The organism is Streptosporangium sp. NPDC049078 (genome assembly GCF_040648855.1).
In the GTDB taxonomy this organism is placed as follows: Bacteria; Actinomycetota; Actinomycetes; order Streptosporangiales; family Streptosporangiaceae; genus Streptosporangium.
Window position 1 is genome coordinate 12,442 of sequence record NZ_JBEZEL010000036.1, and the last position, 12,495, is coordinate 24,936.

The 12,495-nt window shown below is 72.3% G+C and carries 8 protein-coding genes; 6 read left to right on the forward strand and 2 right to left on the reverse strand.

Annotated features, from left to right (window positions below):
• Positions 1-42: 42 nt before the first annotated feature.
• The 4 genes from AB0B90_RS38445 (at position 43) to AB0B90_RS38460 (ending at position 3,521) form a co-directional block, all read left to right on the forward strand.
• Entirely contained in the window at positions 43-627 is a 585-nt protein-coding gene (locus tag AB0B90_RS38445) for a hypothetical protein (protein WP_362926852.1), read from the forward strand.
• A 217-nt stretch (positions 628-844) separates the two neighbouring features.
• Positions 845-1,672: an orotidine-5'-phosphate decarboxylase gene (gene pyrF / locus AB0B90_RS38450; protein ID WP_362926822.1), complete on the forward strand. Its 828-nt coding sequence runs from the start codon at positions 845-847 to the stop codon at positions 1,670-1,672.
• On the forward strand, positions 1,666-2,673 hold the full coding sequence (locus AB0B90_RS38455) for a 3-deoxy-7-phosphoheptulonate synthase (RefSeq protein WP_362926824.1): 1,008 nt from the start codon (positions 1,666-1,668) through the stop codon (positions 2,671-2,673). Before pyrF ends, AB0B90_RS38455 begins: the two co-directional genes overlap by 7 nt.
• Positions 2,674-2,717: 44 nt before the next feature.
• Entirely contained in the window at positions 2,718-3,521 is an 804-nt protein-coding gene (locus tag AB0B90_RS38460; protein WP_362926826.1) for an alpha/beta fold hydrolase, read from the forward strand.
• A gap of 59 nt (positions 3,522-3,580) precedes the next feature.
• Here the strand turns inward: AB0B90_RS38460 and AB0B90_RS38465 are convergent, their stop codons facing one another.
• Together AB0B90_RS38465 and AB0B90_RS38470 are read right to left on the reverse strand one after the other, a co-directional pair.
• Positions 3,581-4,738, reverse strand: coding sequence for a winged helix DNA-binding domain-containing protein (locus tag AB0B90_RS38465; RefSeq protein WP_362926828.1), 1,158 nt, complete (start codon positions 4,736-4,738; stop codon positions 3,581-3,583).
• An 11-nt stretch (positions 4,739-4,749) separates the two neighbouring features.
• Entirely contained in the window at positions 4,750-5,961 is a 1,212-nt protein-coding gene (locus tag AB0B90_RS38470) for a cytochrome P450 (RefSeq protein WP_350949412.1), read from the reverse strand.
• Between the two features lie 211 nt (positions 5,962-6,172).
• Between AB0B90_RS38470 and AB0B90_RS38475 the strand changes: the two genes are divergently transcribed.
• Both AB0B90_RS38475 and AB0B90_RS38480 read left to right on the forward strand, forming a co-directional pair.
• Positions 6,173-8,719 carry a prolyl oligopeptidase family serine peptidase gene (locus AB0B90_RS38475; RefSeq protein WP_362926831.1) on the forward strand — a complete coding sequence of 849 codons (2,547 nt, stop codon included), beginning with the start codon at positions 6,173-6,175 and terminating at the stop codon, positions 8,717-8,719.
• Positions 8,716-12,273, forward strand: coding sequence for an amino acid adenylation domain-containing protein (locus AB0B90_RS38480; protein ID WP_362926833.1), 3,558 nt, complete (start codon positions 8,716-8,718; stop codon positions 12,271-12,273). Before AB0B90_RS38475 ends, AB0B90_RS38480 begins: the two co-directional genes overlap by 4 nt.
• Positions 12,274-12,495: the final 222 nt, after the last annotated feature.

Genomic DNA, 12,495 nt, shown 5'->3' on the forward strand with positions numbered 1-12,495 from the left:
TCCGGCTCGTCCTCGCCGGCACACACATCAGCGACCCCCCAGATGAGAGCCGCGTTCGTGGAGAGCATGCCCGCCTACCGCGGCAAGATCGAGGTCAGCACCGCCTTCGCGGCGTCGACGGCGAACCCCGTCGTGATCGCTCTCGCCAACTACAACCAGAACGACGAGATCTTCAAGGAAGACATCCTGAACGGCGTCTACCCGACGCCGATCAAGCGATCGAACCGCATCGACCTGCGAGACATGGCCGAGTTGGCGGCGACCGCGCTCATCGATCCCGCTTTCCCGAGCGGTGAGTACGCCCTGATCGGGCCCGAGTCGTTCACCGGGGCCGAGGCCGCCGAGATCTGGGCGGCCGAACTCGGGCGTCCGGTGACCTACGTGGACGGCGATGGGGAGTGGCAGGCGATCTTCGGCAAGCGGCTCGCCGCACAGAAGCTCGAGGACTGGATCTCGAGCTTCGTCCTGCTGAAGAACGCGGAGTTCCCGACCGATCCGGCGCAGGTCCAGGAGGTGACCCGGCTGCTTGGCCACGCGCCGCGCGACTACCGTAGCTACGTGCGCGAGACCGCGCGACTGTGGAAGAGCCAGGAGCGCTCGACGCCTCCGGCCACCTCGTCGATCTGACCCCGTCCAGGGAAGGCGCGCGCCGCGGCCCGTGAGCCGCGGTCCGTCGTCGGCGGGAACACGGGCCGCTCGGGTACGCCGGTGAGACGGTCCGTGATCCCGCCGGGCGACTTTACGATGTAGATCAACAAAACGCGGGCCGGAGATTTTAGCCGACGAAGCCTCGCCCGCGAGCGGGCCCGGCGCGGCCCCCGGCACGAGTGTGTGAAATGGGTCCATGGCTGCCGTACCGATATGGACCGACCTGCTCAAGACCCGATCCGCCCTCTGCCTGGGAATCGCCCCCTCCCCCAAGTGGCTGGAGGCGTGGAGGATGGACGACGACGTGGACGGGGCCCGGCGGATGTGCGGGGTGGTGCTGGAGGCCGCGGGCGAGCGGGTGTCCGTCTACCGGATCCAGGTCCCGTTCTTCACCCGCTTCGGCGCCCCGGGCACGGACCTGCTGCGCGAGGTCGTCGACGGCGTGCACGAGCGGGGCTCGCTCGCCGTGCTGGACGCGAAGGTGTGCGACGCCGACGACACGATGGACTCCTACGCCGACCTCTACCTCGGTCCCGGCAGTGTGCTGGGCGGGGACGCGGTGACGGCGAACCCGTTCATGGGCTTCGCCGCCCTCGATCCGCTGCTGCGCAGGGCCCGTGACAGCGGGACCCTGGTCATGGTGCTCGTCCGCACCTCCAACCACGCGGCCGGCGGGGTCCAGGGCGCCGTGACCGGGTCGCGCACCGTCGCGCAAAGCACCGCCGACGAGGTACGGGAGTGGAACGACGAGCACGGCGTGGCCGCCGCGGCCGTGGTCGGGGCCGGCCGCGAGGAGGCGACCGACCTGGTGGCCCGCATGCCGTCGGCGGTCGTGGAACTGCCGGGCCTGGGCAGGGCCGGACGCGAGACCCACGACCTTCTCGCCGTCGCCGCCGAGGCTCCCGGACGTGCCGTCCTGCCGGTGACGACCGGGGTACTGCGGCACGGGCCCGACGTCGCCGCGCTGAGCGCGAGCATCGCGGCCTGGCGCAAGGAGATCGACGCCGGGGTCCCGGCGTGCTGATCGAACTCCGGCCCGGCACCTCCGCCGAGGTCGCCGAGGAGGTGGCGGCGCTGGCCGGGGCGCACGAGGACGTCGCCGCCTGGCCGGTCAGGCTGGCCGGGCGGGTCTTCGTCGTGGTGAGCGGCGACGAGTCCCTCGCCCGCGCATCCACCTCGCCCGCGGTGCTGGCCCGTCACCCGACCCCTGAGGGCCACTGGCTGGTACGGCGGGAAAGCGGCGTGGCACCGAGCGAGGTGACGATCGGCGACGGGGTGGTGGGGGGAGATCGGCTGTGGTGGGCGGCGGGGCCGTGCGCGCTGGAGTCGGCCGAGGACACGGCCGAGACGGCCCTGGCGGTCAAGGCGCAGGGGGCGCACGCCCTGCGGGCCGGGCTTTCCAAGACGCGCAGCAGCCCCTACCACTTTCCCGGCAAGGGCAGGCGTGGCCTGGAGGCGCTCGCGGAGGTCCGGCGGGCGGCGGCCATCCCCGTGATCACCGAGGTGTGCGACCCGCGCGAGGTGGAGGCGGTCGCCGAGGTGGCCGACTGCCTGCAGGTGGACGGACGGCAGCTGGACAACCGTCCGCTCCTGGCAGAGCTGGGCGCCCAGCCCAGGCCGATACTTCTGATGCGGGGGCCTCGGGCGAGCCTGGACGACTGGCTGCGGGCCGCGGAGTTCGTCCTCACCCGGGGCAACGACGCCGTGGTGCTCTGCGCGGGCGCCTCGGGAACCCCGCCGCAGCCCGGGTTCGGGGCGATCGCCGCGCTGCGCGCCCGCACCGACCTGCCGGTGGTCTTCGACCCCAGTCACAGCACCGGCTCGGCCTCGCTGGTCGCCCCCGCCTCGCTGGCGGCCGCGGCGTACGGCGTGGACGGGCTGCTCATCGAGTCGTGTTTGAGGCCGGAAAGGATGTACCGGCCCGGCGACGCGGCGCACATGTTCCCCCCCGAGTCCCTCGCGGATCTCATCGCCGCCTGCGAGCGGGCCCGGGACTCCGCACGATCCCTGGCGGTTCCGCGATGACCGTTTCCCCGACCTCTGCGAGCTCTGCGACTTCCATGACCTCAGTGACCTCGACGACCTCGACGACCTCGACGCGCGCCGCGTCCCCCTCGCCCCCCGCGGTCCACCCCGCGAGCTGGCTGGTGCCGCTGCACCGGCCGGAAAGGGCCCGCGCGAGGCTGGTCTGCGTGCCCAACGCCGGAGGCGGCGCCACGACGTTCCGCGGCTGGGCCGACCTGCTCCCCGGTGACGTGGAACTGTGGGCGGTGCGCTCGCCGGGCAGGGAGACCCGCATCTCCGAGAAGCCCAGGCACAAACTGTCGATGATCGTCGACCCGGTGATCGACGGGCTGTCGCGCCTGGAGGCGCTGCCGTTCGCGCTGTTCGGGCACAGCATGGGCGCACTGGTGTCGTTCACGGTCACACGGCGGCTGCGCTCGCGCGGGTTGCCTGGCCCCGGACGGCTGTTCGTGTCGGGCTGGAACGCCCCCCAGGTCCGCGACGGCATGCCACGGCTCGGGCAGCTCGGTGACGAGGACCTGATGCGGGTGCTGCACCGGCTGGACGGCATCCCCCCGGAAGTGATCGGCAACGCGGAGCTGATGAGCCTCATCATGCCGGTGCTGCGGGCGGACCTGAACGCCGCCGAGTCCTACGTCCACGAGGACGAGCCACCGCTCGCCTGCCCGATCTCGGTGTTCGGCGGGAACGGGGACCCGACCACGACGGCGGCGGGCCTGAGCGCGTGGAGCGCGCAGACAGGGGCGGCGTTCCGGCTGCGGCTGCTGCCGGGCGGGCACTTCTTCATCCACACCCAGCGCCGCACCATGCTGCGCGCGATACGGGAGGATCTCGGCGCCTGCCGCTGAGTCCGTCGGGGGGAGACTTCCGCCGCCGCACTCCCGGCCGGGAGTGTCCCGGGAGGGGCTCAGCGCTTCTTGCCGACGAGCTTCCCCATGGACAGGGTGGCCTCGGCTCCGTAGAAGCGGCCGACGCGCTCGACCTCCTTCTCCAGCTCCCCGCTCTGGCCGGAGTCGAGCTCGACGAACGACTCCAGCTTGATCTCGACCTTGCCGCCCTTCTCCCTGCGCTCCCACATCCCGGCCACGACCCCGTCGACGAGCATGATCTGGTGGGCGACCGCGCCCTCGTACCTGCCCCTGCCGTGTTCGAAGACGCGAGCGGCGGTGTCCTTGGGCACGACGACCTCCTTGGGGCCGCTGCCGAGGACGTACGCCTCGTACTGCGGCAGCAGCCGCACGCAGCTCGGGTCGGACGGCCAGCGGCCCTCGTCGGCGGCGAGGACGTACGCCTTGCGTCCCTCCACCTCGACCTGGGCGACCTCCTCGCCGAGCGACTCCAGCGTCTCGCGCGCCTCGGGCGGCCTGAGCGCGAACCAGCGGGCCAGGTCCTGGTGGGTGGCGGGACCGTACGCGCGCAGGTAGCGGCGCACGATCTCCATCGCCGACTCCTCGGGGTCCGGCTGGTCCTTCACCTCGGTCTTCAGCCCCGCCCACCGGTCGGGCCTGACGTAGGTGACCTTGGCTCCGCGTACCGGCCCGAAACAGAGCACGCCGAGGTAGGCGACAGGACGCAGCAACTCGCCCCAGTTGGAGGCGAGCTTGTCCTTCGCCCACGCTCCGACGCGTCCGGAGACCTCCTTCGCCAGCTCCTCGCGGGTCAGGCACTCGCCGTCCAGCGCGTCACGGACCGCGTCGACGAACGCCTCGCCCTGCTTGGCGGTGAGCCCGTGGTGGGCGTGCCAGCTGTCCTTGGCGCGCCAGTAGGGCTTCCAGCGCATCGCGGCCATCCACAGGGCCAGCTCGTCGGCGGCGTGCACGTGCAGGGTGCCGCGCAGGCTGTACGTCTTGACCAGGCGCTTCTTGTCGTACAGCTCCGCGCGCACCTGTTCCTGCGTGGCGTCCTTCACCCGTGCCCCGATGGCCAGCTCGGCCGCGGCGGCGACCTGCGACTGCACCCCGCACACGTCGCGCACGGGTTTGCGCAGGTCGCCGGAGACGGGTTTCACGAGGTGATGGCGGGCCAGCCGCCGCGCGTGGACCTGATCCCAGGTGAGTGAGTTCATGGTCGACGCTTCTACCCCATGGGATGGAGCCGAACCTGGACGTGCTTGACGCCGTTGATGACGGGAGAGCGCAGATAGTCGGGCGGGCCGAGCAGTTCCGCCCCCGACACCGAGTTCGCGAGTTCGTCCAGGAAGACGGTGAGTTCCAGCTCGGCGAGGGCGGCTCCCAGGCAGAAGTGCGGGCCGGAGCCGAACGCGACGTGCCCGCTGCGGGAGCTGCGCGGACGCCCGACGTCGAACACCTCGGGAGAGTCGAACACGCGCTCGTCGCGGTTGGCGGAGGTGTGCCAGATGACGACGTCCTGGCCCGGCCGGATGGTCTTGCCGTGCAGCTCGGTCTCGCGGGCCGCGCGGCGCAGCACGTGGCGGCTGGGCGAGGTCCAGCGCAGCAGCTCGCCCACCGCGTTGGGCACCAGCTCTGGTTCCTTGCGCAGCCGCTCCCACTGGTCGGGGTGCTCCATGAAGGCGAGCAGTCCCCCGACCGCGGCGTGCCGGGTGGTCTCGTTGCCGCCGAGCATCAGCACGTCGAAGAAGAGCAGGCACTCCTCCTCGCTCAGCACCCCCGCGTCCTGGGAGCGGGCGAGCAGGCTGACGATGTCGTCGCCGGGCGACCTGCGGCGTTTCTCCACCAGGCCCTGGCAGTACAGCAGGAGCTGGCCGTGCGCCTGGGCGGCGTTGGCGCGCACGTCGGAGGTCATCTGGTACTCGCTGTCGTGCGAGCCGAACGCCGTGGAGGTGAGCCTGAGCATCAGGTCCCAGTCCTGACGCGGCACGTCGAGCAGCGCGGAGATGCCCGCGACGGGCAGGGCCGCCACGACGGTGGCGAAGTCGCACTCTCCCTGTTCCAGCGCGTCGGCGAACACGTCCTTGACGACCGAGCGCAGGTACGGCTCCAGGGCGGCGATCGCCCGGGGGGTGAAGCACTTGTTGACCAGCTTGCGCAGCTCGGTGTGTCGGGGCGGGTCCGTCGTGTTGATCATCTTCCCGGATCCCTGGTCACCGGTGTTGCGGTGCGGGCCGAGGGTGTTGGTCTGGTTGGAACTGAAGGTCTGCGGGTCCTTCTGGACGTTCACACAGTCCTCGTAGCGGGTGACCGACCAGAAGCCGGGCTCCTTGCCGTCGGGGTTCCAGTAGAGCGGGTCGTTGTCTCGCAGATGGCGGAAGACCTCGTGTGGTCTGTCGCCGACGTGCAGATCGGCATCGGCCAGATCGACATCAGTCATTTAGGAACTTCCCATTCCTCGGAGAATTTTCCGGCAGAAGTCATCTCGCCGGCGGGATGGCTCGATTACCGGCGGGCCCGATTACCGGCGGGGCGGCCCCGATTAACCCGCGTACCGTCCCGATTAAGGCGAGGGCGGGATTATAGGCCGCCTTCCGGAGACCCGTCCGAGCGTTTTTTCCTGTTTCCGGTGACATGGTTATCGTCCTCCCATGGTTCTACGTGTCAAGCTCGCCCTGTCATTGCTCACGGCCGCCGCCCTGGTGGGAGGTGCTTCCCCACCGGCTTCCCCGGTGGTGGAACGACCCGTCGCCGCGGGGGCCGCGCGGCCGTTCGCGATGCAGGACTTCATGACCACGAAGAAACTCGGTCAGGTCGTGCCGTCCCCCGACGGTAAAGCGGTGGCGGTGGTCGTGAAACGCGGCCCGAGCGAGTCGAGCAGATATGGGGCATCATTTGTCGACGGAAACGAGCGCGCGGACATCTGGATAGTCGACGGCCAGGGTCCGGCGCGCGACGTGACGCACGGCGCGAAGGACGGCACCGGCCACTACAACCCGGTGTGGTCGCCCGACGGGCGCATGCTCGCCTTCGCCTCCACCCGGGGCGGCGACGACGTGTTCCTGCACGTGTGGGACCGCGAGACGGGCGAGACCCGCAAGCTGACCCCGCGCGGAGTGCAGACGATGACGAACGCCTCGGGCTACCTCATCCAGTGGCTGGACGAGCGGCGGGTGATCGCCCCGATGGTGAACGCCGGCCGCTGGGCGCTGGAGTACGGCCAATGGCTGGAGGCCCAGCGCGTCGCCCCGAAGCAGTGGGCGAAGGTCGAGAAGGGCAAGGAGGCCACCGCCTCGGTGCTCGACAGCTCCACCGCCCAGGGCGAGGACAAGCTGGACGAGGAGATCGCCGTCATCGACGCCGTCACCGGGAAGCTCACCTCGGCGGGCCCTGCCCGTACCTACACGGCGGGCAACCTGGTGGCCGACCCGACCGGACGCCTCATCGCCCGGGTGGACGACCTCGGCCCCACCCCGGCGGTCGCCGGGCAGCTCAAGCGTGTCCTGGAACGGCGCACCCAGCTCGCGATCGCCTCCGCCTCCGGCGGGCAGCCGCGCGTGGTGACCGAGGTGCCGAACCCCTCGGTCACCGTGCAACCCCGCTGGGCCGCCGACGGCTCCCAGTTGCTGGTCGTCGGCAAGACCACCCCCGAGACGCCCGACCCGTTCACCGCCTACCTCGTACCCTCCGCCGGTGGGAAAGCCACGCCGCTCGCCGCCGACCGGCTGGTCGCGACGGGCCTGCTGTGGGGCGCCGGAACCCCGCTGGTGCGCGGGGTGAAGGTCAAGGACGCCGCCAACCCGGCGGCCCGCCAGGACTGGTGGGCGTTCGACCCCGCCGACCCGGCAGCCGCGCCGCGCGACCTCACCTCGCGCTTCAAGGTCCCGCCGCTGGAGCTGGTACCGGTGCCCGGCGGCGTGCTGGGCGTGGCCGACGGGCGCGCCTGGCTGATCGACCCGCGTACCGGAAAGGCGCGCGACCTGAACGCGGGCGGCGCCGCGCCGCTGGCGGAGCTGGCCTGGCCGCTGGACGACGGCGTCAAGCGCAACGGCGTGCGGCCCACCGACCGGGGAGGGGCCGAGCCGGCCAACCCCCGCCTCGACCGCGACTTCCCCGTGGTGCTCGCCCGCGACACCAAGGGCGGCCTGTACGAGCTGGCGCCCGGCGCCTCACCCGTGCTGACCCCGCTCCCGCTGCCGCACCCCGAGGCGGGCGTCGCCGGGTACTCCCCCGCGAGCCGCACCGCGGTCTTCGGCGCGGGCGGCGACCAGGGCACCGCACTGTGGACCTCCCAGGCGGGCCGCCACACCCAGCGGCTCTCGCTGAACGGCCACCTCGCACAGGTGACCCCTCCGAAGCGTGAACTCATCACCTACAAGGGGGCGGACGGGGAGAAGCTCACCGGCGCGCTGCTGCTGCCGCCGGACCACCGCGACGGGCAGCGCCACCCGCTCGTGGTCAACGTGTACGGCACCAGGATCGTCTCCACCCTGGAGGACGTGCCGGAGTTCCAGGTGAACAATCCGAGCTACCTCACCCTGCAGTTCCTCGCGGCCGAGGGTTACGCGGTGCTCGTCCCCTCCATCCCCCGCCCTCAGGGCAAGGCCGCGGCCGAGCCGATGACCTGGCCCACCAAGCCGATCATGAACGCGGTGGACGCCGCGATCGACGAGGGCGTGGCCGACCCGAAGCGGCTCGCGGTGCTGGGACACTCCTTCGGCTCCTACAACGTGCACAGCCTGGTGACGCAGACCGACCGCTTCAAGGCGGCGATCGCGATCTCCGGCTTCTCCGATGTGATCAGCAGCTACGGCGTGTTCGACTCCCGCTTCCGCTACACGCCCCGCGCGCAGGAGTGGTTCGCGCCCGCCTACATCGAGGACCCCGCGTTCGAGTTCGGGCTGGGCAAGCCGCCGTGGGAGGACCCGCAGAGGTACGTGCGCAACAGCCCGCTCCTGCACGCGGGCAAGATCAAGACGCCGGTGCTCATGCTGCACGGCGAGCGTGACTACCTGACCCACACCGGCTCGGAGGAGATGTACACCGCGCTGGCCAGGCAGGCCAAGAAGGTACGGCTGGTCAGCTACTGGGGTGAGGCGCACATGCCGTACTCGATGATCTCCCCCGCGAACTTCCAGAGCATGATCGAGCAGGAGCTGGACTGGCTCCGTCTCAACCTGCCCGGAGGCACCCCGTGAGACTCTTCTCGCCCGCCCAGGAACGGGCCTGGCTGGAACACCGGATCCGCGGTGACGCCGTACCCGACGGGATCTCCCTGCGGCTGCGGCTGACCGGCCCTCTCGACGAGAAGGCGCTGGGCTCGGCGCTCGGCGACCTGGCCGCGCGGCACGAGGTGCTGCGCTGGACCCTGCCCACCCGTGGCGACGGACCTCGCCCGGTGGTGTCGGCCGGGGCTCTGCCCGCGCCCCGGGCGGTGCCGGTCGAGCCGGAGAAGCTCGGCGCGACGCTGGCCGAGGTGGAGTCCCGGCCGTTCGACCCGGTCACCGGGCCGCTGGCGCGCGCCTCCCTGCTCGCGCTCGGCCCTGAGGAACACGTGCTGGTGGTGCGCATGCACCCGTGCGTCGCGGACGAGGGCTCGGTCGCGGTGCTCGCCGCCGACCTGGCCGAGCTGTACCGGGCCAGGGCCGAGGGCGACTCCCCGCGCCTGCCCGGCACGCCCCGCGTACCCGCCGAGGACGACTTCCCCCGCCCGGACGCGAAGGCTCCCAACGCGAAGGCCCCTGACCTGTCGGCGTCGTTTCCCGGCGCCCGGGACTCGGCGCCCGTTCGCGGCCGGGACGCCGCGCCCGCCGACACCGCGGCGGTCTCGGACAGTGGTCCCGGGGCGACGGGCGACGACAGGCGGGAGTTCTGGCGCGAGGCGCTGCGGGACGTGCCGCCGCTGGAGACGGCCACCGACCGGCCCCGCCCCGGGCGCCGCTCCGGCGCGGGCGGGACGCACCGCTTCGAGGTGGCCGTGCCGTCCGAGCCGGCCTCCCCCTCCCTCGCGGTGCTCGCGGCGTTCGCCGTCCTGCTGTCGCGCTGCTCGGGCCAGGAGCGCTTCACGATCGGCGTGCACGCCCCGGGGCGTGTCTCGGGGCTGCTCGGCGGGGAGCCGAACGAGTTCGCGGGGACGGCCGGGCCGCTGGACGACCTTCTCCCCCTGCCGGTGGACCTGTCAGGCGACCCGGACCTCGCCACCCTCTCCGCCCGGCTGGGGCGGGCCGCGGACGACGCCTGGCGGCACCGGCTGCCCCTGCAGGACCTGGTCTCCGCCGTCGCGCCGCCCCGTGACCCCAGCCGGGGCGCGCTGTTCGACGTGGCGTACGGCGTCGTGCCCCTTCCCCCCTCGCACGAGGCGGCGGGCCTGCGCCTCGAACCGCTCGGCGACGAGGAGCCCGCCGCCCGGCGTACTGCCTGCGACCTGGACCTGCGTCTCACCGCGAAAACACCGGACAGGACAGGAACCCGGAACGGCGAAAGCCGGGGAAACGGGGCCGGAGAAGGAACGGGGATCGGGAACGGAGAAGGCGCCGAGGACGGCCACCTGTTCCAGGCGACGCTGACGTACGCCACCGACGTCTTCGACCACGCCACGATCGAGCTGATGGCCGCCCGCCTGAGGAGGCTGCTAGGCGAGATGACCCGCTCCCCCGCGCGGCCGGTGTTCGACCTGCCACTCGACGACCGCTCAGGACCGATCGCGGGCCCGCCCGCGGCGGTGGACCTGGACTCCCCGACCTCCACCCTGGCCGCGCTGATCGCCGCCCAGGCCCGGCGCACCCCAGAGGCGACGGCCGTGGACGGGGACGACGAGCGGCTCACCTACCGCGAGCTGGACGAACGCGCCCGCGAGCTGGCCGGATGGCTCGCGGCCGAGGGGGTGGGCCCCGGCACCGTGGCCGCGATCTGCCTGCCGCGCTCGGCCCGCCTGGTCACGGTCGTGACCGGGGTGCTGTACGCGGGCGGCGCGTTCCTCGCCCTCGACCCGTCCCAACCGGCTCCCAGGCTGGAGTACCTGCTGGCCGACGCGGCGGCGGCCGTCCTGGTGAGCACCGGGGAGATCCTCGGCGGCCTGCCCGAGGGCGGGGGGCGCCGCCTCGACCTCGACCGGCGCGATCCCGTTCCCCTCGACCGTCTCGTCCCCGGGCCGTCCAACCGGCATGCCCCCGCCAAGGAGACTCCGCCCGGCCCTGCCGGACCCCACGACCTCGCGTACATGATCTACACCTCGGGCTCGACCGGCCTGCCCAAAGGGGTGCTGCTCGAGCACTCCGGCGTGTGCAACCTGGTCATGGCCCTCGCCCCCGAGCTGGGGATCGGCCCCGGGGTACGGCTGCTGCAGTTCGCACCGCCGACCTTCGACGCCTGGGTGTGGGAGGTGTTCACCACGCTGACCTCCGGGGGCACCCTGTGCGTGCCGGAGGCGGGGAACATCCTCGTCGGCCGGGCGCTGAGCAGGTGCCTGTCGGAGCGCGAGGTGAACGCCGTGCTGCTGCCCCCCTCGGTGATCGCGACGCTGCCCGGCGACGACCCACTGCCCGCCCTGCGGGTGCTGGTCACCGGTGGCGAGGCGTGCACTCCCGACCTGGTGGAGCGCTGGGGAACCGGCCGGCGCATGGTCAACGCCTACGGGCCGACCGAGGCGACCGTCATCGCGACGCTGGCCGACTGCTCGCCCGGCGAGGGCGTACCGCCGATCGGGCTGCCCATGGCGGGGGCGTACGCGCTGGTGCTGGACGCCGCCGGACGCGTCGCGCCGTGTGGGGTGCCCGGGGAACTGCACGTCGGCGGCGCGGGCGTGGCACGCGGCTACCACCGGCGGCCCGCGTTGACCGCCGAGCGATTCGTCCCTCTCGCCGGACGACCACCCACGGCACCGGACACACCCTCACCTTCGGCCCTGGATGGCCCCCCGCCCTCGGCGCCGGACGGGCCTTTCCCTTCGACGTCAGACGGGGCGTCCCTCTCGGGGTCGGATGTTCCTCTCCCTTCGACGTCAACCGGCCCCTCCCCCTCGGCCCCCTCGGTGCCGGGCGGGCCGCCTCCGGTGTGCGGTGAGCGGCTCTACAGGACCGGTGACCTGGTGCGGCAGCGCCCCGACGGCCGCCTCGACTTCATCGGCCGGGTGGACCACCAGGTCAAGCATCGCGGCTACCGGATCGAGCTGGGCGAGATCGAGCAGACGCTGCGGGCCTGTCCCGGCGTGGACGACGCGGCGGTGGCCCTGGAAGACGAGCAACTGGTGGCCTACGTGGCCACCTCCGCCTCCACCGCCGCTTCGGGGACCGCCGCCGCGTCCGTTTCCACCCCCGCGCCCCGCTCGGGATCCACCGCGACCTCCACCTCCGCGATGACGGTCACGGCGAAGGACGCCAGGGCGTGGACGGCCGGGCGGCTGCCCGGCTACATGGTGCCGGGGATCGTGCACGTGCTGGACGAGTTGCCGCTGACCACCGCGGGCAAGATAGACCGCCGCAGGCTCGCCTCCTCGGCCGCCCGCGCCGCGAGCCGGTCCGACGAACCGCGCGACCGGCTGGAGCTGGAGGTGCTTGAGGCTTTCCGGCGGGTGCTGGACGAGCCGGGTATCGGCCCGCACGACGCCTTCTTCGAGTCGGGCGGCGACTCCCGGCTCGCGGTGACGTTGCTCGGCCGCCTGCGCGGCGGCCTGCGCAGGCCGGTGGCGGCCCGCCTGCTCTGGGAGCGCCCCACGGCCGCGAGCCTGGCCTCGGCGCTACGCGAACTCGGATAGACCTTTCGGCCACACTATGACCTGAATCACGTCAGGGATGCCTTATTGGTGTGGTTTTGAGATGACCGCCGGTGAGGGCTTTGCCTGGCGGTGCGGGCGGCCTGTGGACTGGTAACGAGAATTACCGGTGGGCTTTTGGTCGTCCGTAACGGGCGCGTGCTGGGCGTCTGTCTGCCGTGAGCGGAACGGGGAATAGAAGTTCTCCGTTGGTCAATTCGCAAG

Excerpts from the sequence above, each read along its gene's own strand:
- AB0B90_RS38445 (WP_362926852.1), top strand. The coding sequence starts at position 43 with ATGAGAGCCGCGTTCGTGGAGAGCATGCCCGCCTACCGCGGCAAGATC.
- AB0B90_RS38465 (WP_362926828.1), bottom strand. The coding sequence starts at position 4,738 with ATGAACTCACTCACCTGGGATCAGGTCCACGCGCGGCGGCTGGCCCGC.
- pyrF (WP_362926822.1), top strand. The coding sequence starts at position 845 with ATGGCTGCCGTACCGATATGGACCGACCTGCTCAAGACCCGATCCGCC.
- AB0B90_RS38475 (WP_362926831.1), top strand. The coding sequence starts at position 6,173 with ATGGTTCTACGTGTCAAGCTCGCCCTGTCATTGCTCACGGCCGCCGCC.
- AB0B90_RS38470 (WP_350949412.1), bottom strand. The coding sequence starts at position 5,961 with ATGACTGATGTCGATCTGGCCGATGCCGATCTGCACGTCGGCGACAGA.